We start from the raw sequence: 22,068 nt of genomic DNA, 5'->3' as shown, positions 1-22,068 counted from the left end.
TGCCGGCCGGAGTGCGGCAACGGACAGGCGCGCGCGCCGCGCGATGGGCGGATCGGTGCTTGGCCATTGGCGGCGGCCGGCACGCCATCGGTGCACGTCGTTGCAAGGCGGGTGTGCGGACTCAGCCAGCCCGCGGGATGCAATCGATCGCCGGCCGGCCGCGTGTCGTCTGCACCATGGGATCCTTGCGCAGCGCGAGGCCTTGATGACTGCCACGCTGTCACTGCTGCCTGTAACACCCCCCGGCCCGGTACTCATCGCCTACAGCGGCGGCATGGACTCGACGGTGCTGCTGCATGCCCTGGCCGCCATGCAGGCCTATCGCGACCACGGCCTGCGCGCGCTGCACGTGCATCATGGCCTGCACGCCGATGCCGATGCTTGGGCGGCGCAGTGCCAGCGGACCTGCGACGCATTGGGCGTCCCGCTGCAGATCGTGCACGTGCAGGTCGCACGCGATAGCGGCCTGGGACTGGAAGCGGCCGCCCGCCAGGCGCGCCACGCCGCCTTTGCCGACGCCCTTGCATGCGGCCAATGGCTGGCGCTGGCGCATCATCGCGACGACCAGGCAGAGACCTTCCTGCTGCGCGCCCTGCGTGCCTCCGGCCCGGATGGGCTGGCGGCCATGCGCGCGCAGCGGCCATTCGCCGCCGGCACGTTGTGGCGCCCGTTGCTGGCGCACGCACGCACCGAGCTGCATGCCTACGCACACGCGCACGGCCTGCGGTGGATCGACGATTCCAGCAACGCCGACCCACGTTACGACCGCAATTTCCTGCGCACCGCCGTGCTGCCGGTGTTGCAGCAACGGTGGCCGCAGGCCAGCGAGGCCCTGGCACGCAGCGCGCAACTGAGCGCCGACGCCGGCGACCTGCTGCTGCACGACGATCTGGCGCTGCTGCCGGCCCTGCTCACCCGACGTGGCGCGCTGGATCTGCAATTGCTCGCGGCGCAGCCCGCCGCACGCCAGCCGCGCCTGTTGCGCGCCTGGGCGAACGCGGCGGGCGCGCCGCCGCTCCCTGCGCAAGGCGTGGCAGCGTTGCTGCGGGAGATCGACCTCCCCGCGCCCGACCGCCAGGCCTGCTTCGCCTGGCAGCAAGTCCAGGTGCGACGCTGGCGCCAGTGTCTGTATCTGCTCCGCCCCACGGCAACCTGGCCAGCGCAGTGGTCCGCGTACTGGGACGGCGCCCAGCCCTTGCAGCTGCCCGATGGTGCAGAGCTCGCCCTGCACGCGCCTCAAGCGCTGCGCTTCGCTCACCCGTTGCTGGTGCGCGCCCGTCACGGCGGCGAGCGCATCGTGCTGCCGCAGCGCAGTCACTCGCATCGGCTCAAGCACCTGCTGCAGGCCTCGGACCTGCCGCCGTGGCAACGCGAGCGCCTGCCCATCCTGTGCGACGGTGCGCAAGTGCTGGCCGCCGGCGATCGCATCGTTTCGGGCGCCCTGCACGCCTGGCTGCAGGACAACCACGCCAGCCTGCACTGGCAGGCAAGCAGCCAGGCGAATTGACCGCCCTGGCTGCGCCCCGCACACTTCCACGATGGCCAAGAAGTCCTTGAACGAAACGTCCCCGGTTGCCCGCTTCGAACAGTCGCTGGAAGAGCTCGAGCAACTGGTGCAGAAAATGGAGGTCGGCGACCTGAGCCTGGAGCAGTCGCTCAGCGCCTACGAACGCGGCATCGGCTTGTACCGCGATTGCCAACAGGCGCTGGAACACGCCGAACTGCGCGTGCGCATGCTGACCGACCCCGCACGTCCCGAGCTCGCCGAACCCTTCGAACCGCCCGCACAGGACGGCGGCTGAGGTGAGGTCCAGCGTGTTCGACCACTGGATCGCTCGCACCGAGCGCAATCTGGATGCCTGCCTGCCCATGGCAACGCGACCGCCGCAGCGTTTGCACGCGGCGATGCGGCACGCGGTACTGGGCGGCGGCAAGCGCATGCGGCCGCTGCTGGTGTACGCCAGCGGCGCGTTGTTCGACGCTGCGGAAGACCTGCTGGACACGCCCGCCGTGGCGGTGGAGCTGATTCACGCCTATTCATTGGTGCATGACGACCTGCCGGCGATGGACGACGATGCCCTGCGCCGCGGCCAGCCCACCGTGCACATCGCCTTCGACGAAGCCACCGCGATCCTGGCCGGCGACGCCCTGCAGGCCCGTGCGTTCGAACTGCTGGCCATGGCACCGGTGAGCGCCGAGCTGCGGGTCGGCTGGTTGCAGAGTCTGGCTACCGCCGCGGGCGCCGCCGGCATGTGCGGTGGCCAGGCGCTGGATATCGACGCCACCGGCCAGGTGCAATCCCTGCACGCGCTGCAGCGCATGCATGCGCTCAAGACCGGCGCACTGATCCGCGCGGCAGTGCGCATGGGCGCCCTCGGTGGTGCAGCTGCGTCGGCCGACCAGCAGCGCCTGGACGACTTTGCCGAAGCGCTGGGGCTGGCGTTCCAGGTCCGCGACGACATCCTGGACGTGGAATCGAGTTCGGCGCAGTTGGGCAAGACCGCAGGCAAGGATGCCGCACAAGCCAAATCCACCTACCCCGCCCTGCTCGGCATGGACGGTGCCAAGGCCAAGCTGGCCGAGCTGGCGACACGCATGCACGACGTGCTGCAGCCCTATGGTGCGCCCGGCGAAACCCTGGCGACCCTGGGCCGGTTTGCGGTGGATCGCGCGCACTAGGCGCGGCTGACCGAGCGTGTGACCGGCCGCCAGGCGCTTGACGGTGCAAGGGCAGCAGTGCTGAGCGACACATGCCGATTCCGAATCGCGGCTGCGCCAGTCTGTTGTCGGTTGATCGCGCAGAGGGGTTGGAAGTGGCTGCATGCGCAACAGACAAAGACGCCAGTTCCTGACATGCGGGGCAGCCGTTGCCTGGATCTCATGCCGTGCATTCGTAGGTCACGCTTCCCGGCCCTTCCCACACTCACCGACAGCCGCTCCCACCTTCGCCTACCGCCCGGGTGCGCATGCAAACAGGCCAGGACTGACGACCATCGCTGCATCCAAAGCGGATTGAGCGCCTGATTCCGGCCGCGATTGCACGTGCCGGGAGTCCGAGGCCGAAAGCGTCGCCGTACGCGGTATGCCAGACGCCCCAGCGCACCTCGGCCCGCCGTTGCCCGGTACTCATGCCGTGTGGCGGCATCCAATGCATAGCTCCGTGCCACATCACGGCAACGCCACTGCCAGCGCATGGACAGCGTGTGCCGCATGCACCCCCAAGTTCGCGTTACACGACACCTTTGCGCATTCCGTGCGCCACCGCACGGTCGATCACCTGGGTTCATTCATGCAACAGGCGAGCCTGGTCACAAAACGACATATTGGTCGCCAGCATTTGTGTCAGCAGGCGACACATAACCAACCGCATTTCATGACCTCCGGCACGCTTTATTGCTGAATTATCTGCATCGGTGATGTATCAGCAGGCATAACCGATGCACGACATCCAAAAATATCGCTAATTGAACGACTTGTCGCGCCCGCTCGCTCTGCCTAGGTTTGGATCGCCCGCGCTCGCGGGCGTCCCCCGACCAAGGAGAGTCACTGGTGAAGAATGTTTTTCTTGCATCGTTTGCAGCAGGCACGCTCGCCGTCGTTGGCGTGCTCGGTTCGGCGCAGGCGCAGTCGTTGCGCGGCCCGGTTCCGTTGACCATCGAACTGTCGCCAGTGGCCGACCAGGCCGGTCGACACCAGGGCAAGATCGCCGTCACGGTCACCAACAACGGCAGCCAGATCGCCCGCGTGCCGACCTATCAATTACCGCTGAAGTCGCTGGACAACGGCATCCTGGAAGTCAGCCGTGACGGCGCGCCGGTGAAGTACACCGGACGTCTGGTCAAGCGTGGCCTGCCGAAGGCCGCGGATTTCACCATTCTGCAGCCGGGCCAGAGCGTCAAGGGCCAGGTCGATCTCGCCGGCGCCTACGACCTGTCCACCAGCGGCAACTACACCATCCAGGTGCGCTCGTCGCTGCAGTACGCCTCGCTGTCGGACGGCAGCCTGATGAAGGCCGCCAACGGTCAGCCGGCCGTGGCCACCAGCACCCCGCTCACCGTCTGGCTGGACGGCGTCAATCGCGGCGTGCAGCGCCAGCTGGCCATTGGCCCGACCGCCGTGGTCAACGGCATCAACTACCTCAACTGCAGCACCACCCGCACCAACCAGGCCGCCAGCGCCGTCACTGCCGCACGCAACTATTCGCAGAACGCACGCAACTATCTCAATGCCGGCAGCACCGGCGCGCGCTACACCACCTGGTTCGGTGCCTACAACGCCTCGCGCTACAGCCGGGTCAGCTCCAACTTCGTCAACATCGACAACGCACTGGACCAGAACAACGGCCAGCTGACGATCAACTGCAGCTGCGAGGCGGATCTGGCCGATGCCTTCGCCTACGTCTATCCTAACCAGCCGTACGAGATCCACGTGTGCAACGCGTTCTGGAGTGCGGCCACGACCGGTACCGACTCCAAGGCCGGCACGCTGGTGCACGAAACCAGCCACTTCACCGTGGTGGCAGGCACCCAGGACCGCGTCTACGGACAATCGGGGGCGCGTAGCCTGGCCATCAGCAACCCGGCGCAGGCGATCACCAATGCCGACAGCCACGAGTACTTCGCCGAAAACACGCCGGCGCAGAACTGAGTGCACAGGCGTTGAAACGACAAAGGCCCGGCATTGCTGCCGGGCCTTTGTATTTACGCAGTGCGCGATTACTTGATCAGGCGCAGCGCGAACGGATAGCGGTAGTGCTCGCCGTTGTTGGCCTTGACCGCGGCCAGGATGCAGAACACCAGGCTGGCGATCCACACCAGGGTCGGCAGGAAGAACAGCAGACCGAACGTCACCGTGGCGATGACCACCGCCACGATCATCGCCAGAGTCACCGTGATCTGGAAATTCAACGCTTCCTTGGCCTGATCGGTGGCGAACGGCTTGGAAGGACTCGCATCCTTGCTGATCAGCCAGATCACCAGGGCACCGATGAAATAGGTCAGGATGCCCAGCAGATGCGCTGCCAGGGCAAGGGTGCGCTCCCCGGACGGTGCACCGGTTCCGATCGGCGGCGGCGGTGGTGCGGTGTGTGTCTCGAATTCGCTCATCTGTCTCCCCAAACATGATTGTGGTGCGGCGGACTATAACAACGATTCAGCCAGCCACCAGTGTGGGAAGACATGGTCCCGCTTTCATCCCTGCATTCGGCGCGATACGGATGCCCGGGCCGCACGCTCACGCCGGCGGCGAGGCGGGGTGATGGCGGCCGGTAGCGGGAGCGATAATGTCGCCACCTGCTGCTGTCGCAAGTGCATTACGCCACCGCCGCCAGCAGCATCCGGATGAGGATCGAGATCGGTCGGACCAACCACCCGACGCCAGATCCCCAGCATCGACACCGACAGCAGCGCGCTCGCCACCAACGGCCCGATTGCCCAGCACCACTGCCTTCCGGGCCTGCTACGCAGAGCGCAGCCGCCTATCCCGCCTCACCATCTGCGCCGCAGCCGGTAGCAGCCATGACACACCAGCCACCACAGCGCACAGCCTCACAGGTGCACCGTGCCAATGGCGGAGAGCGGCCGATCCGCGCCGAAATGTGTACTGCCGCAAAGTGCGCTGTTCTATCGACGCAGGACTACCGGTCCTGGCGTTGGCTGCGCCATCGTCATGGGTGGGCGTTGGCGCATGGCTTCGGTCATTCGTTGCCAGCCACCGTCATCCTGCCGACCAGCACCGAGCCGATCCTGACGTGCGAGCGCGGATCGACATCGCTGCCCACCGCTTCGATGCCGGCGAACATCTCGCGCAGATTGCCGGCGATGGTGAGCCCGTCCACCGGATAGGCGATGGCGCCGTCCTCGATCCAGAAGCCGCCGGCACCGCGCGAGTAATCGCCAGTCACCGGGTTCACGCCATTGCCCATCAGCTCGGTGACCAACAGACCGCGCGACATGCCGGCGATCATCGATGCCAGATCGCCGGCGTTGGCGCTGACCTGCAGGTTGTGCACGCCGCCGGCGTTGGCGGTGGTTTGCAGCCCCAGCTTGCGCGCCGAATAACTGCCCAACACGTAGCGCTGCAGCACACCGTCGGTGATCAGGGCCGAGCGCCGCGTCGCCACGCCTTCGCCATCGAATGCGGCCGAGCGCAGCCCGCGGCGCAGATGCGGTAGTTCCTCGATGTTGAACCAGTCCGGGAACAGCTTGGTGCCGACGCTGTCGAGCAGAAAGCTGGCGCGGCGATACAGCGCGCCGCCGGACACCGCGCCCAGCAGATGCCCCACCAGCGAGCGCGCCACTTCCGGCGCGAACAGCACCGGCAACGGGCCGGTGGGCAGCGAACGCGGCTGCAACCGCGCCACGGTACGCTCGGCGGCATGCCGGCCGATGGCATCCGGCGCCTCCAGGTCTTCGCGCGCCAGTGCGCTGCTGTACCAGCCATCGCGCTGCATGCCGTCGCCCTGCCCGGCGATCAGCGCGCAGCTGATCGAATGGTGGGTGCCGCGCTCGCGACCCACGAAGCCATGCGAGTTGGCATACACCGACAGGCTGAGACCGGTGCTGGCCGAGGCGCCGTCGGAATTGCTGATGCGCGCATCGGCATCGCGCCCGGCGGTTTCGCAGGCCAAGGCCAGGTCCACCGCGGTGTCTGCATCCAGCGCCCACGGGTGCCAGCTGTCGAGCTCGGGAAACGCCTGCGCCATCAACTCCGGGTCGGCCAGGCCGGCGGCCGGATCGTCTTCGGTATAGCGCGCGATCGCGCAGGCCTGTGCCACCGTGGCTTCCAGGCTCGCCTCCTGCAGATCGGCGGTGCTGGCGCTGCCCTTGCGCTTGCCGAAATACACCGTCACCGCGATACCGCGGTCGCGGGTGGATTCGACGGTTTCCACCTCGCCCAGGCGCACGTTCACATCCAGGCCGCGCTCTTCGCTGCAGCTCACCTCGGCCTGGGTGGCGCCGGCGGCGCGGGCGCGCTCGAGCAGGCGCTGGGAGATGTCGGTCAGCGCATCCAGGCGCTGCAGGCTGTCGTCGGTGACACGGGTTTCGGGGGCAAGTGCGTTCAATGCTTTATCCTTTGGCAGCGGATCCGTCCGCAAGAACCCGGCCATCCCTGGCCGGACTGTCTGATTTGGATGCGGATCCGTCCGCAAGAACCCGGCCGTTCATGGCCGGAGATGTTTATCAACCAAGTTTTGGGATGTAGTGGCGATGCGCGGACGCGATGAAGAAACCGGTGAATTTCGCGGCGCCAGCCGCAGCCAGCAGCGGCGCGAAGCGCTGGAGATCTTTGCGCTGGGCGAAAAGCTGGTCGCGCTCACGCCGGCCCAGCTGGCCAAGCTGCCGGTGCCCGAATCGCTGATTCCGCATATCGAAGAAAGCAAGCGCATCACCTCGCATATCGCCCACAAGCGGCAACTGGCGTTTCTGGCCAAGCACATGCGCCGCGAGGACGACGAAACCCTGGACGCGATCCGCGAGGCGCTGGATGCCAACAGCGACACCGCGCGCCGCGAAGTGGCCGCGATCCACCGTGTCGAGCGCTGGCGCGAACGCCTGCTCGCCGAAGGCGACACCGCGCTGGCCGAACTGCTGGAAACCTACCCGGACGCCGACCGCCAGCAACTGCGCCAGCTGGTGCGCAACGCGATCCACGAACGCGCCAAGAACAAACCCCCGCGCGCCTATCGCGAGCTGTTCCAGGTGCTGCGCGATCTGTCTCGAGCGCAGGGATTGGAGAGTGGTGATTCGGGATTGGACGACGAGCAGAATCTGGAAGACGACGAATAGCGCCTGGCGGCCACAATCGCGGAGCAGCTCAACCAGCGCCTCCGCCGCAGCCAACCGCGGCAGCATGCGTCCAGCATCAGCAAGCTGGGTAGGCGACACCTGAGCACCGAGGACGCTACGCGCCTCTACCGCTGCGCCTCCCGATGCTCCGATCCCGATTCCCGGTATCAAGCCCGACGCAGCACAGGGCACGGCCACATGGGGCCCCGCTCCTGCCGTTACGAATCCCGAATCCCGGCTCCCAAATCCCCGCATCTCAGGCCTGCGTTCCGCCAACCGTAATGCCGTCGATCAGCAGCGACGGCTGGCCCACGCCCACCGGCACGCTCTGGCCGTCCTTGCCGCAGACGCCCACGCCTTCGTCCAGCGCCAGGTCATTGCCGATCATGCGCACCTTCTGCATGGTTTCCGGGCCGTTGCCGATCAGGGTGGCGCCCTTCACCGGCGCGGTGACCTTGCCGTCTTCGATCAGGTAGGCCTCGGTGGCGGAGAACACGTACTTGCCGCTGGTGATGTCGACCTGGCCGCCGCCGAAATTCACTGCATAGATGCCCTTCTTGACCGAGCGGATCATTTCCTGCGGATCGTGCTGGCCGGCGCGCATGTAGGTATTGGTCATGCGCGGCATGGTCAGGTGCGCGAACGATTCGCGACGGCCGTTGCCGGTGGGCGCCACGCCCATCAGGCGGGCGTTGTGGCTGTCCTGCATGTAGCCCACCAGCACGCCGTCCTCGATCAGGGTGGTGCACTGGCTGGGCGTGCCTTCGTCGTCGATGTTGAGCGAGCCGCGACGCCCGTCCAGGGTGCCGTCGTCGACGATGGTCACGCCCGGCGAGGCCACGCGCTCGCCGATGCGCCCGGCGTAGACGCTGGTGCCCTTGCGATTGAAATCGCCTTCCAGCCCGTGGCCGACCGCCTCGTGCAGCAACACGCCGGGCCAGCCCGGACCGAGCACGACCGGCATCACGCCGGCCGGTGCGGGGATGGCATCCAGATTGACCAGCGCCTGGCGCAGGGCCTCGCGCGCAAAACCTTCCGGGCGGCCATCGGCGAACAGTTCGGCATAGCCATAGCGGCCGCCACCACCTGAGTAGCCGGACTCGCGGCGGCCGTTGTGCTCGACGATGACCTGCACGTTCAGCCGTACCAGCGGGCGCACGTCGGCCGCCAGCACGCCATCGCTGCGCGCGATCAGTACGGTATCCACGCCGCCGGACAGGCTCACCATCACCTGCTTGACGCGCGGGTCGGCGGCGCGCAGGAACTGGTCGATGCGGCGCAGCAGGTCCACCTTGGTGGCGCTGTCCATGTCGTCGATCGGGTCGGTGGCCGGGTACAACGCACGGCCATTGCCACGCACCAGCGCGCGGCTGGGGTGCGCACCGCCATCGCGCGAAATGGCGCGCGCCGATTGCGCCGCTTCCAGCAGTGTGTCGCGCTGGATATCGTCGGAGTACGCAAATCCGGTCTTTTCGCCGGCGATCGCTCGCACGCCCACGCCTTGCTCGATGGAATGCGCGCCGTCCTTGACGATGCCGTCTTCCACGCTCCAGCTCTCGCGCCGCGAATGCTGGAAATACAGGTCGCCGAAGTCGATACCGGGGCCCAGCAGGGCGCCGAAGGTGCGGTCCAGATGGCCGGCGTCCAAGCCGGAAGGAAGCAGCAGCCGGGTTTCGGCCAGGGTGAGAGCGTTATCGGTCATGCGATCAGGATGGGGCCCGCGCGCCGGGGAGACAAGTCGTCCGGCTGAATCGGGCGCGCCGCTATCATCGCCGGATCGTTCCTTTCGCTGCGCCTGCGCATGAAGCTCATCGCCCACGTCCTGGACGGCCACACGCTGGACATCCGCCCTGCCCCGCACGCGCGCGACTGGATGGATGCCACCGACCAGCGCTACGCCTACCGTTGCCTGCCGTTGGCGATCGCCAATGCGCATGGCTGGGAGCTGCTGTGCCAGTCCGGCTTCCAGGCGCAGTGGGATGGCAGCGATGGACTGGACGCCATTGCCATCAGCGCCGATGCCGGTACCGCCGCGCCGGCGATCAGCCACTTCGGCTACGGCGTGCTGACCTTCCATGTGCCCTGCCTGTTCCGCACCGACAGCGGGGTCGACCTGTTCGTCACCGGCCCGTTGAACCGGCCCAAGGATGGTATCGGCGCCTTGAGCGGCCTGGTGGAAACCGACTGGAGCCCCTCCACCTTCACCATGAACTGGCGTTTCACCCGGCCCGGCAAGGTGCGCTTTGCGGCCGGCGAGCCGTTCTGCCATCTGTTCCCGCTGCAGCGGCAGTTGATCGAGCAGGTGCAACCGCAGTGGAAGCCGCTGTCCGAAGCGCCGCAGCTGGCGCAACAGCATGCCGACTGGACACACAGCCGCACCCGCTTTCTGCAGGAACTGCCCGACGCGCAATCGGCGGCGGCGCGCGAAAAGTGGCAGCGCGGCTATTTCCGCGGCGTCGCCGGAGCAGACCAGACGCCGCAACCGGGCCACCGTGCCCGCCTGCGCCTGCCGATGTTCACCCGCGCCGGCAGCGGCGAGGACGCGGCAGGCGACTGAGCAGACGCTGCGCATCGAGGCGCGTGCGAGGCGGCCGGTGGCGGACCGGCCGGTCGTGCTGGCAGCCAGGCCGGCAGCTCGGCAGCCCAGCTCCGTATCGCTTGGGAATACCCCTGTCAGACCATCCGCGCACGCTGCACTACAGCGCCAGGTGGCGTCAGCGCGCCTGTCCAGCAGGCGTAGCAGGTTTGCCGGCAGGCGCCGGCTTGCTCGGCGCACGTTCGCGATCACGCTCGCGTTCGACCACATCCACCTGCGGGTCCTTCCAAGGTCCGGTGACGTGATAGGTCTTGGCGCCGATCGCACCCAGCGGCTTGCCGAGCACCGCGTTGGCAGCAGCGCCCACCGCCGCACCCACCGGGCCGCCGGCCACCGCGCCAACCACGGTCAGCAGGTTGCCGGCCTTGGGGTTGACGTCCACGGTCTGGTCGAAGGTCTGCGCGCGCAGATCGGTCTGCCCGCGGATGGCGATATCGGCGGCCGGACCGGCAATGCGGATGGCATCGGTACGCGCGAAGCCCTCGCCAAAGCGCACCTCGCCATCCAGCGTATTGAAGGCCAGCCCCTTGGAGAAGAAATCGCGGAAGTCGAACATCAGCCGGCGCGGCAGCTGCGCCACACTGAGCAGGCCGAGCACACGCCCGGCACCCGGCTCCACTTCCAGCAACTGGCCATTGCGGATGTCCACCTTGAGGTTGCCGTCCAGCGAGCCAAGCGCGAAGCCGGTCGGCGAGCCCTGCCAGCCGGCGTTGAGCTCCAGCTGGCCTTCGCCGCCGCGCAGCTGTCCGCCCAGGGTGAGGTTCTGCAGCAGGTTGCCCAGGTTGCGGCTGTCCACGCGAGCGGACAGCCGCGTGCTGGCGGCCTCGCCCTTGCCGCGCCACGCGCCGGTCAGGCCGATGCTCTGGTCGTCCGAGCGCAGCTGCAACTGATCCACCTGCATGCCATCGGTCAGCCGGCTGCTGCGCAGGATCGCCGCGCCCAGGGTCATCTTGCCGACCCGCAGATCGTCGATGTCCAGTGCCAGCGGCGGGATCGACACCGGATCGAACTCGGCCACCGCGCGGCGTGCCGGTTCCGGCAAGGCACCTGCCAGCGGGTCGCCCGGCTCGGGCACGGCGGGTGTCGGCGCATCGGCCACCGGCTGCCAGCGCACCGTGCTGAGCTTGCCTTGCACGGTGCCGCCCTCGGCGTTGGGCACGGTGAGCTGCCCGGCCAGCGAGGGGCCGTCCAGGGTCACCGCCACCGCATCGCGGGTCGGGCGTAGCCGTAGCCGCGTCTGCGGGAACACGCCGCCGATCATCAGCAGCTTGTCGGCCTGCACATCCACCTGCTGCAACGGTACTGCGTCTTTCTTGGGGGGTACCGGCTGGCCCGGCAGCGGTGGCATGTCCTGATCGCTGCTGCCACGCGCCAGGCTGATCCAGTCGATCGCATCCAGCGAGGCAGTGCGGCCGGTCACCACCAGTCCATTGGCGGGCGGGCGCTCGCTCACCGTATCGGTGCCCATGACCACGCGCACGCCGGTCTGGTCGCCATGGCTGCTGGCCTTCAACGCCACCAGCTTGCCGAAGGCCACATCGATGTCGCCATCGCCCACCGGCAAGGCCACCTTGACCTGGGTGTCCAGCGGACGGGTCGCCGGCTTGTCCAGGGGCGCCGGCAGATCCAGCGTGGTGCCGACCAGGTCCGAGCGCAGCGTCAGCAGCGCCTGCGCATCCGGCTGGCCCGGCGTGGGCAGCGGCACGTCCACCCCCACCTGCCATGGCGCACTGCCATGCACGTAGGGGCGCAACCACTCCATCTGCGGCGCCCGGTCGAACAACTCCTTGGCGTCCAGGGTGGCATTCAGGCGTGCTTCGAAGGCTTGCGCCGGGTCCTGCACGAAGCCGCCGGCACGCAGCGCCAGCTCACCGCTGCGGCCCTGGTGCTGCACGCTCAACCGCTCGGCCGCAAAGCCGCTGTCGCGGTACTCGGCCTGCCCGCTGACCTGGTCGAAGGCCAGGTTCCAGCGCGCATCGGCCAGCTTTGCGCCCTGCAGAGCCACCGTGCCCTGCAGATGCCCGCCCACGCCCTTGGTGCGCAACGGGCGCAGCAGGTCGAAGCTCACCGCCGCCGGGCCGGACACGGTGAGGTTGCGCAAGGTGTCGCCATAACGGCGCTCCAGCGGACTCTGTCGCAGCATGCCCAGCAGCTGCGCCGCGTCGGCCTGGGTGGAGGCGCGCACGTAGAGCTCGGAGGTCTTGAAGCTGGGGATTCCCGCGTCCAGCTGCGCGATCGGGGTGCCGGCAAGATCGCCCTGCCCCTGCAACGAGAAGCCGTTGCCGATAAAGCTCAGATCGGCCTGCACCTGCTCCATCGCCGGCCAATCCGGCTGGAAGCGGATCACGCCATCGCGGATGTGCCCGAACGCCTCGAAGCGCCCATCGTTGTTGTCGAACGGCCAGTCGTCCAGATCGCCGCTGACCAGACCGGTGCCGCCGGTGACCACGCCGTCGGCCACGGCCATGTCCAGCCAGTCGATGGCGGCCTTGCTCATCTTGGAGCGGATCCAGAACTTGCGCGCCACCGGCAGCGCCACCTCGTCCAACTGCGCGGCCAGCTGCATGCGCGGGCGGCTGCCGTCGTTCTGGAACCACAGCCCGCCGCGCACGTTGGCGCCGTAGTCGCTGGCCTGCACACGCAACGCCGGGGTGGCCACCTGCCAGCCGGCGCCCTCGCGCCAGCCGACGATCTTGCCGGCCAGCTGGATCTGATGCACCACTCCGAAGCCGGTGGGCCAGTCGAAGCGCACCGTGGCATCGGGCGCGGTTTCCAGTTCGCCGCCCTGCGCATCGCCATCGATACGGCCGCGCAGGCCGCTGATGCCCGGCGCATTGCCCACCGGCAGGAAGCCGAGCTCGTCGATGCGGCCTTGCGCGCGGACCGGCCCGCCCTGCTCGCCGGCAAGCTGCAGGTCGGCCACCCGCAATTGCGGCCTGGCCAGGGTGAGCCAGCGGCGCAGGCCCGGCGCTAGCTGGTCGCTCAGCGCGGCGGCGGCGATCAGCCCCGAGACATCCGCCTGGCGGACGGCCATCGCATAGCGACGCCCGCCGGCAACGCTCAGCCCATCCAGGCGCTGCAGGTTTGCCGCATCACCCAGCCGCAGCAGCGGCGCATCCAGCCGCCAGCCGCCGTCGATGGTCTGCCAGCGCGCACGCGCCTGCAGCCGCTCCCAACGCAGCGTGCGGCGGGCGGTTTCGTCCGGCAGTGCGGTACCGGACAACTGCAGCTGGGCGAGATCGGCATCCACGGTGACCGCGGTCACCCGGCGTGCCCGCAGCTGCGCCCAGGCCTGCAACCGCCCGCCGCCGCCATCCAGGCGCATGCCGCCGAGCTGCAGCAACGACGCCCAGGCCGCCAGGTCGGCCGGATCGGCCTGCGCATAGGCGCTGCCGTCGCCGCTGTCGCGGTCGAACTCCAGCACCGTGGTCAGCGGCGCGCGCTCGAGATCGATCCAGCTGCGGCTCCCCACCTTGACCGTGGAACCGCTGACGCGCAGGCGCAGGTCGATGCGCGGCAGCGTGGTGTCCACGCCGATCGACGGCGCGGCCACGCGCAGACGCGCCTCCGCTACCTGGATCTCGCCGAGACGGCGCAGCGCTTCCAACGGGTCAGAACGCCGCCCGGCCGGCAAGCCCTGCACCGACCAGACGCCGTCGTCGCTGCGTTGCAGGGTCAGCGCCAGCCCGCGCAGGCGTACTTCGGTCAGCGAATGCCCGGGCAACAGCCCGGCATACAGCGCCAGCAGGACTTCCGCCTGCCCCACCCGCACTTCGCCATGCGGCCCGATCCGCAGGCCATCCAGCCGCAGCAACGGCCCGCGCCGCGTCCATTCGGTGTCCAGCCGATCGAAAGCGATCGCCTGCCCGGCGCGCTGGCTCAACCAATCGGCGATCTGCTGCGGATGCTCCTCCGCCAGCGGCAACGCCTGACTGGCCGCACCGACCAGCAACGCAATCGCCACCACCGCCAGCGCGGCGGCAGTGATCGCATAGCGGCGGAACAGCCGCAGACGGCGGCGCAGCGGGGTCGGCATCAGGGGCGGGGATTGGGCATTGGGGAGTGGGGATTGGTCACAGCTTGTCCAAGCACGGCAACGTCAACGTCCCTGCTTGCCGTACATCATGACGGCGCCGGCTTTTACAAATCCCGAATTTCGACTCCCTAATCCCGGCCTCACAGCAGCACCACATCGAACTGCTCCTGCAGATACTGGTCGTCGGACTGGAAGCGGATGCTCTTGCCGAGGAACTCTTCCAGCTCGGCCACCGCCGCCGACTCCTCGTCGGTGATACGTGCCACCACCTTGGACGAGGCGATCACCAGCAACCGGGCGGCATCGAACTGGCGGACCGCGCGGGTGATCTCGCGGAAGATCTCGTAGGTCACCGTTTCGGCGGTCTTGATGGTGCCGCGCCCGCCGCAGTGGCCGCAGGTTTCCGACAGCTGCCGCTCCAGGCTTTCGACGGTGCGCTTGCGGGTCATCTCCACCAGGCCCAGCGGCGAGAACTCGTACACGGTGGTCTTGGCGTGGTCACGTGCCAGCGCTTTCTCCAGCGTGCGCAGCACCTGCCGGCGGTGCTCCGCATCGTCCATATCGATGAAGTCGATGATGATGATGCCGCCCAGGTTGCGCAGCCGCAGCTGCCGCGCCACCGCCTGCGCCGCCTCCAGGTTGGTGCGGAACACGGTTTCTTCCAGGTTGCGCTGCCCCACGAACGAACCGGTATTGACGTCGATGGTGGTCATCGCCTCGGTCTGGTCGATCACCAGGTAGCCGCCGGACTTCAGCGGCACCTGCTTGTTCAAGGCGCGCCCGATCTCGTCCTCCACGCCGTACAGGTCGAAGATCGGCCGGTCGCCGGTGTACAGCTCCAGCCGCTCGGCCAGCACCGGCATGTACTTGGCCACGAAGGCCTGCAGCTGCACGAAGGTCTCGTTGGAATCGACCTTGACCTTCTCCACGTCCTTGCGGATCAGGTCGCGCACCGCCCGCAGCGGCAGGCTCAGGTCCTCATAGATGATGCTGCACGGCGGCGCTTCGCGGCCGCGCCGCTCGACCACGTTCCAGACTCGCGACAGGTAGGCGATGTCCTCGGCCAGCGCCTCGGCCGGCTGGCCCTCGGCGTTGGTGCGGATGATGTAGCCGAAGCCGCCATGCTGGGCCGAGACCTCGCTGACGATGGTCTTCAGGCGCAGCCGCTCGGCCTCGTCCTCGATCCGCGCCGACACCCCGACGATCTTGGACTGCGGCAGCAGCACCAGATAGCGCGAGGGAATGCTGATCTGGGTGGTCAGGCGCGCACCCTTGGTGCCAATGGGGTCCTTGACCACCTGCACCACGATGTCCTGGCCGTCGCGCAACAGCTCGACGATGGGAACCGAGGTGGCCGGCGGCGGCGGCAGCGGGGTTTCTTCGGTGTCGACCACGCTGGCCGGTGCCGGCACCGGGCGCACCACGTCGTTGGCGTGCAGGAACGCCGCGCGCTCCAGCCCCACTTCGACGAAGGCCGCCTGCATGCCCGGCATTACCCGCTGCACCTTGCCCTTGTAGATATTGCCCACCACGCCCCGGCGCCAGCCGCGCTCGATATGCAGTTCCTGCAGCATGCCGTTCTCGATCACCGCCACACGGGTCTCGCGCGGGGTGACGTTGACCAAAATCTCTTCCGACATCAATGCGCTCCGAAGGCTGTGAGCAACTGCGAGGTATGAAACAACGGCAATCCCATCACGCCGGAATAGCTGCCGGACAGGTGGGTGATGAAACGTTCCGCGCGCCCCTGGATCGCATACGCGCCGGCCTTGCCCATCGGCTCGCCGCAGGCGGCATAGGCGGCGATCTGCGCGTCGTCGAGGGCGGCAAAGGTCACCTCGGACACCACCAACGCCTGCGCCGGGGCGCGCTGTGCGCAGACTAGGACCACCGCCGTGAGTACCTGGTGGGTGCGTCCGGACAACGCGCGCAGCATGGCGATCGCATCGTCCACATCGGCCGGCTTGCCGAACACCCGCTCGCCCAGCACCACCTCGGTATCGGAGCCCAGCACGATCGCATCCGGGTCGCTGGCCTGCACCTGCGCCAGGCCGGCACGCGCCTTGTCCAGCGCCACGCGCTGCACGTAGCGGTCGGGCGGTTCGCCCGGCGCGCGCAGCTCGGGCACGTCCAGTTCCAGGGTCTGAAACGGCACATCCAGGCGCTGCAGCAGTTCTTGTCGACGGGGCGAACGGGAGGCGAGATAGAGCATCCGCCCAGCATACCTGTTGCCCGTCCTCGCCCGCTTGCTTCGCGCAGGGGTGTTGCCGCTGTGCCACGTGCGACTCACAACATGTTCATCGACCTCCCAACACGCTCGCAGCACAGACAAGGAGATCCCATGCGTACCACCTTCAAGCCGTTGCTGCTGGCCCTGTCCCTCGCTGCCGGAACCGCCATGACCGCCCACGCCCAACCCGCGCCGAGCTACGCCCTTCCCAATGACGGCACCCTGCTCAACATCTCGGCCGAGGCCGAGGCCAAGCGCGTACCGGACGTCGCCACGTTGTCGGCCGGCGTAGTCACCCAGGCCACCGACGGCAACGCCGCGCTGCGCCAGAACGCCGAGCAGATGAGCAAGGTCATGAGCGCGGTGAAGGCCGCCGGCATCGCCGACAAGGACGTGCAGACCAGCGGCATCAATCTCAGCCCGCAGTACACCTACAAGGAAAACGAAGCGCCGAAGATCAACGGCTACCAGGCCAGCAACACCGTCAGCCTGAAGGTGCGCGACATCGCCAAGCTGGGCAAGGTGCTCGACGCCCTGGTCGCCAATGGCGCCAACGACATCAACGGCCCCAGCTTCTCGATCGACCAGCCCGAACCGGTGTACGACGAAGCCCGCGTGGCCGCACTGAAGAAGGCCCAGACCCGCGCCGAGACCTACGCCAAGTCGCTGGGCCTGAAGGTACGCCGCATCGTCAGCGTCTCCGAAGGACGCAGTGGCGGCGGCGTGCGCCCGATGATGATGGCCGCCTCGATGCGCTCGGCCAAGGCCGAGATGGACACACCGGTGTCTCCGGGCGAAAGCACGCTGTCGGTCAACCTGGATGTGACGTTCGAATTGGGACGTTGAGGCTGTCGCCAGGCTCCACCATGTCATTGCCGTCCTCGAACTGCCCTCTCCGGGGGGCAGTTTTTTTTTTGCGTGGCAGACAATGGCCACTTGGCCCATCATCACCAAGTGATGCAAAACGCCGGTCACCTGCAAGTGCCCCAAGTCACATTACAACATCATGAATAGGCACTAATTGGCTTTTTTGCTTAAAAAAAATGAAATTTAAGGAAAATATTCTTTAAGCGAGCGCTACCACTCTCTAGCATCGATTGTCAGCGCACCGTCACATTCGTGATGGTGCCCATCTGGAGAGAGATGATGACCGCCCGCCTTGTTTCGCAGCTCCCCTCCCGCCCGCCATCGCATGCACGCCTGTGCCGTATCAGCGTGCTGGCGCTTGCACTCAGCGGCGCCGTGGGCCTTCTGACCACCGGCACTGCTGCCGCCCAGAGCACCACTGCCGGCATCTACGGCAGCGCGCCCGCAGACAGCGGCGCCACCGTCACCGCGCAGAGTGACACCGGCTTCACCCGGACGGCGACCGTAGACGCCAATGGTCGTTACGCGATCGGCAATCTCCCGGTAGGCACCTATACCGTCACCCTGCAGCGCGTAGGCCAGGCCGCAGAAACGCGACGGAACATTGCCCTGCGCGTCGGCGCCGGCACCGATGTGTCCTTCGGCAGCAATGCGTCCGGCGATACCGCCACCCTGGGAACCATCACGGTGACCGGCAAGAACATCTCGCCGGTGGATGTTTCCGCTACCGCCTCGCGCACGGTGATCACTGCCGAACAACTGCAGCGCTTGCCGCTGGCGCGCTCGGGCGAGGCCATCGCACTGTTGTCGCCAGGTGCCGTGCAGGGCAGTGGCTATTTCGGCAATGCGATTTCGTTCGGCGGCGCCGGCATCACCGAAAACGCCTATTACCTCAACGGGTACCTCAGCTCCAACCCGCTTCCAATATCGGCGGGGTCACCCTTCCGTTCGGCGCCATCGACCAGCAGGAAACCTATACCGGCGGTTACAGCGCGCGCTACGGGCGTTCGGCCGGCGGCGTGCTCAGCCAGGTCGGCAAGCGCGGCACCAACGAGTGGCATTTCGGTGCGCAGACCCTGTGGCGCCCGAAGTCGCTCTCCAGCACCGACAAGAACGTGATGTATCCCGATACCGCGCCGCCAGACGGGTACGAATACAGCGACCCGACACTGCCCGGCACCCTGTACCGCAGCCGCAGGGACGACCGCTTCTGGAACATGGTCTACACCGCCTATGCCGGCGGACCGCTGATCGAGGACCGGCTGTTCGTGTTCGTGGCTGCCGAACAGGAACGTAGCGAAGGCGTGTCCACGGCGCGTCGGGACGACCCGGTCATCGGCCGCAACAACTACCGCATCGACGAGCCCAAGGTCTACGCCAAGATCGACTGGAACATCAACGACAACAACATCCTGGAACTGACCGGCGTCAAGAACAACTACCGCGAGGCCGGCTATTACACCGATTTTTCCGGCTACGCCGGAGTCGACGGCGACTCCAACGGCGCGTTCGCCGATACGGTCAAGGTCAACGACCGCTATTACATCGGCAAGTACACCAGCTATCTCACCGATGACCTGACCCTGAGCGCCACCTACGGCAAAAGCCGTCAGACCGACTTCCGCAACAATCCCAGCACGGCTCCGTTGCTGACCGGTACGAATCTGCAGGATCCGGCCATCACCGGTGGCGGCGAGATCCGCAACAACCAGACGTCCAGCCAGGCCCGCGACGGCGAGAACACCACCCGTGGCCTGCGCATAGACCTGGAATACGTGCTGGGCAGCCACACCCTCACCGCGGGTGTGGACAACATGTATTTCAATGCCAGCAACGAAGGCGTCATCACCACCGGCCCCGGTTACCGCTGGATCTACGGCCGCTCCTCGCGTCCGACCTCTCCCATCAGCGCATCGCTGGGCGTTGGCCCGGCTGGCGGCAACGGGTATTACGTCTATCAATCGGTGTTCAACACCGCCACCAGCATGTCTGTCCAGCAGAAGGCCTACTTCCTGGAAGACAAATGGCAGGTCAATGACACCGTGCTGCTGACGCTAGGCATCCGCAACGACAAGTTCACCAACTTCAACGACGTCGGTGCTCCGTATGTCACCAGCGGCGATCAGTGGGCGCCTCGCCTGGGATTGAGCTGGGACGTGTTCGGCGACTCCTCGCTCAAGGTTTATGGCAACGCGGGCCGTTACTACCTTGCGCTTCCCAACAGCGTGGCGATCCGCGGCGCATCGCCATCCACGTTCACGCGCGAATACTTCACCTATTCGGGCATCGATGCGCAGGGCAACCCCACCGGACGGACGCCTGTGGCGGTGGATCCCAGCGCCGGATTCTCCTGCTCGGGCAATATCGTCTCGTCCAACCTGGAATGCGGTCAGGCACCGGATGCGGCCGGCATCGCCGCGACCAACCTGAAGTCGATGTACCAGGACGAGTTCATGCTCGGCTTCGACAAGACGCTGGGCGACAGCTGGGTCACCGGCGCCAAGGCCACCTATCGCTCGCTGGGGGCCGCCATCGACGACGTCTGCGACGCCGACCGGATGCGCACCAAGTTGACTGCGATCGGCGTGGATCCCGGCACTGTCAACGTGCCCGGTTGCATCATCTTCAATCCCGGCGAAACCAATTCCTTCAGCCTGGCCAACCTGGACGGCTCCGGCCGCACCTCGGTGTCGATGTCGCCGTCGGACTGGGGCTTCGACAAGAAGGCCAAGCGCACCTACATGGCGGTGGACCTGTTCCTGCAGCACCCCTTCGATGGCAAATGGGAAGGCCGCATCGACTACACCTGGTCGCGCAACTTCGGCAACACCGAAGGCCAGGTGAAGTCCGATATCGGCCAGACCGATGTGTCCAAGACGCAGGACTGGGATGCGGCTGCGTTGATGTGGTATTCGGGCGGTTACCTGGCCAACGATCGACGGCACCAGATCAAGATCTACGGCTCCTACCAGATCGCCCCCGAATGGCTGATCGCCGGCAACATCCGCGTGCTGTCCGGCACGCCGAAGTCCTGCCTGGGCTATGTCAGCATCAATGGCATCAGCGAAGATTCCGATGCCGGCGATCCGGTGGGCTATGGCTCGGCGTACCACACCTGCAATGGCCAGCCGTCGCGTCCCGGCGATGCCGGGCGCCTGCCCTGGACCAAGGTCGTGGACCTCGGCCTGACCTACCGCCCTGCCTTCGCGGACAACAAGCTCGCCATGACCCTGCAGGCCTTCAACATCTTCAACGAGCGCAAGCCGCTGCAGGTCGATTCCACCTGGGAAGACGACACCTTCACGCTCTCCAACACCTATGACATCGGCCGGTTCTTCACCCAACCGCGCTATGCCATGTTCTCGGTGTCGTACGACTACTGACGCCCTCTCCCGTCAGCGTCGTTTGCCCAGCCCGGTCACGGGCTGGGCTTTTCTCCAACAACGCCCGGCTTCGGCTGGGCGTTTGCGTGCCAGTACTCGTGTGTAATGCCGCCTCGAACGCCGGCTGCTCAGCGGGATCGACATGAGGGCGAACTCGCTCCGGCATCCCTGGCAGGGTGGCGCATCCTTCGGCGATGCGCGCCGTGCTTGTGCAGCCGCGCGCGCTGCGGTAAACCTACGCTACCGGATGGTGTAGTGCGTCCGGGCCGCGCTGGTCCTTTCCGCAGTTCCGTTCTGGAGGTGGATGATGGTTCGCACGCAATCGCAGGTTTCCCTCCGTCCCACAGGCATCGATGTCTCGCGCGTCCTGGCGATGAGTACCGCCGTGGCATTGCATTTGCTGGCCGGCGGTTTGTTGTTGATTCCGCTGTCGTATCGGGCGGTTCCGCAGCCCGCGCCGGAACCGCGCTGGGTCATGCCGATCACCATCGAGACCCCGCCGGAGCCACCAAAGGTGATTCCGGTCGAGGTGGAGTTCACTCCGAAGACGCATGTCCCGTCCACGCCGGTGACTGTGCAGGTGCAGACCCCTGTGATCAGTGAAGCGCCGGTGGTGGACACCGCATCGGTGGCACTTCCTGCCGCAGCCGATCCGGTGGGCGAGACTGCACCGGTGGCAACGACACCCAGCAGCGGACCGGTCGAGGCAGGCCAACTGCAGTACCTCAGTTCGCCGGCACCGAGTTATCCGGTGGCGGCGCTGCGTGCGGGACAGCAGGGCACGGTGCTGCTGCGGGTGCTGGTCGGCACCGACGGGCGTCCCACCGAGGTCAGCGTGCAGACCAGCAGCGGGCATCGCGCGCTCGACCTGGCAGCGCGTAGCCAGGTGCTGCGCAGCTGGCGCTTCCAGCCGGCGATGCAGAACGGCCAGGCGGTGCAGGCCTACGGTCTGGTGCCGGTGAGTTTTTCGCTGAACTGATGAGCGGTCCACTGCGGTGGCCCGGTTCCCGGGCCGCCGCCTCTTCGGGCGCTGCGCAAGCCATCCCCCCCATCCCCTGCACAAGGTCGTGGTGTGGAGCGAGCGCCAACGACAAGCTCACTGCGACGGCGCAGATCCTGACGGCGACGCAGCGAGCGATCGTCCACTGACGCTGGTGTCGCAGCCTCGA

General features: G+C 67.2%; 14 protein-coding genes and 1 pseudogene. 9 read left to right on the top strand and 6 right to left on the bottom strand.

The features are described from left to right. Window positions 1-205: 205 nt before the first annotated feature. The 4 genes from tilS (at window position 206) to XcodCFBP4690_RS06430 (ending at window position 4,647) form a co-directional block, all read left to right on the top strand. A complete protein-coding gene (tilS, locus tag XcodCFBP4690_RS06445; protein WP_410049703.1) occupies window positions 206-1,507 on the top strand; it encodes a tRNA lysidine(34) synthetase TilS in 1,302 nt (433 codons plus the stop codon). A gap of 31 nt (window positions 1,508-1,538) precedes the next feature. Beyond that, entirely contained in the window at window positions 1,539-1,802 is a 264-nt protein-coding gene (locus XcodCFBP4690_RS06440; protein ID WP_104540163.1) for an exodeoxyribonuclease VII small subunit, read from the top strand. Between the two features lies 1 nt (window position 1,803). Beyond that, entirely contained in the window at window positions 1,804-2,679 is an 876-nt protein-coding gene (locus XcodCFBP4690_RS06435; protein WP_104540162.1) for a polyprenyl synthetase family protein, read from the top strand. Between the two features lie 870 nt (window positions 2,680-3,549). After that, window positions 3,550-4,647 (top strand): M35 family metalloendopeptidase, encoded by a 1,098-nt coding sequence (locus XcodCFBP4690_RS06430; RefSeq protein ID WP_104540161.1) that lies wholly within the window; start codon window positions 3,550-3,552, stop codon window positions 4,645-4,647. 68 nt (window positions 4,648-4,715) lie between these two features. Here the strand turns inward: XcodCFBP4690_RS06430 and XcodCFBP4690_RS06425 are convergent, their stop codons facing one another. After that, window positions 4,716-5,105: a DUF4870 domain-containing protein gene (locus tag XcodCFBP4690_RS06425; protein ID WP_104540160.1), complete on the bottom strand. Its 390-nt coding sequence runs from the start codon at window positions 5,103-5,105 to the stop codon at window positions 4,716-4,718. 590 nt (window positions 5,106-5,695) lie between these two features. Continuing rightward, complete coding sequence (gene pmbA, locus XcodCFBP4690_RS06420) at window positions 5,696-7,063, bottom strand: metalloprotease PmbA (RefSeq protein WP_104540216.1); 1,368 nt, start codon at window positions 7,061-7,063, stop codon at window positions 5,696-5,698. Window positions 7,064-7,208: 145 nt separating this feature from the next. On the opposite strand from pmbA, the gene yjgA reads away from it, so the two are divergent. Beyond that, complete coding sequence (gene yjgA, locus XcodCFBP4690_RS06415; protein WP_104540217.1) at window positions 7,209-7,787, top strand: ribosome biogenesis factor YjgA; 579 nt, start codon at window positions 7,209-7,211, stop codon at window positions 7,785-7,787. Window positions 7,788-8,043: 256 nt separating this feature from the next. On the opposite strand, the gene tldD is transcribed toward yjgA, so the two are convergent. Further along, window positions 8,044-9,489 (bottom strand): metalloprotease TldD, encoded by a 1,446-nt coding sequence (tldD, locus tag XcodCFBP4690_RS06410; RefSeq protein ID WP_104540159.1) that lies wholly within the window; start codon window positions 9,487-9,489, stop codon window positions 8,044-8,046. A 99-nt stretch (window positions 9,490-9,588) separates the two neighbouring features. Here tldD and XcodCFBP4690_RS06405 point away from each other — a divergent pair, with 99 nt between their 5' ends. Continuing rightward, entirely contained in the window at window positions 9,589-10,344 is a 756-nt protein-coding gene (locus XcodCFBP4690_RS06405; RefSeq protein WP_104540158.1) for a DUF6065 family protein, read from the top strand. Between the two features lie 157 nt (window positions 10,345-10,501). Here the strand turns inward: XcodCFBP4690_RS06405 and XcodCFBP4690_RS06400 are convergent, their stop codons facing one another. From XcodCFBP4690_RS06400 to XcodCFBP4690_RS06390, 3 genes are all read right to left on the bottom strand, one after another. Continuing rightward, complete coding sequence (locus XcodCFBP4690_RS06400; RefSeq protein WP_104540157.1) at window positions 10,502-14,419, bottom strand: YhdP family protein; 3,918 nt, start codon at window positions 14,417-14,419, stop codon at window positions 10,502-10,504. Between the two features lie 140 nt (window positions 14,420-14,559). Beyond that, window positions 14,560-16,059, bottom strand: a complete 1,500-nt coding sequence (gene rng / locus XcodCFBP4690_RS06395; RefSeq protein WP_104540156.1) for a ribonuclease G — start codon at window positions 16,057-16,059, stop codon at window positions 14,560-14,562. Continuing rightward, window positions 16,059-16,631 carry a Maf-like protein gene (locus XcodCFBP4690_RS06390; protein ID WP_104540155.1) on the bottom strand — a complete coding sequence of 191 codons (573 nt, stop codon included), beginning with the start codon at window positions 16,629-16,631 and terminating at the stop codon, window positions 16,059-16,061. Before XcodCFBP4690_RS06390 ends, rng begins: the two co-directional genes overlap by 1 nt. A gap of 129 nt (window positions 16,632-16,760) precedes the next feature. Between XcodCFBP4690_RS06390 and XcodCFBP4690_RS06385 the strand changes: the two genes are divergently transcribed. From XcodCFBP4690_RS06385 to XcodCFBP4690_RS06375, 3 genes and pseudogenes are all read left to right on the top strand, one after another. After that, window positions 16,761-17,495 (top strand): SIMPL domain-containing protein, encoded by a 735-nt coding sequence (locus tag XcodCFBP4690_RS06385; protein ID WP_104540154.1) that lies wholly within the window; start codon window positions 16,761-16,763, stop codon window positions 17,493-17,495. 297 nt (window positions 17,496-17,792) lie between these two features. Then, window positions 17,793-20,899: pseudogene (locus XcodCFBP4690_RS06380) on the top strand (TonB-dependent receptor domain-containing protein). A gap of 304 nt (window positions 20,900-21,203) precedes the next feature. Beyond that, complete coding sequence (locus XcodCFBP4690_RS06375) at window positions 21,204-21,878, top strand: energy transducer TonB (RefSeq protein ID WP_104540153.1); 675 nt, start codon at window positions 21,204-21,206, stop codon at window positions 21,876-21,878. Window positions 21,879-22,068 lie beyond the last annotated feature (190 nt).

Source organism: Xanthomonas codiaei, from assembly GCF_002939785.1.
Taxonomy (GTDB): Bacteria; Pseudomonadota; Gammaproteobacteria; order Xanthomonadales; family Xanthomonadaceae; genus Xanthomonas; species Xanthomonas codiaei.
The sequence above is the reverse complement of the archived record's forward strand: the minus strand, read 5'-3'. Positions and strand labels throughout refer to the sequence as shown.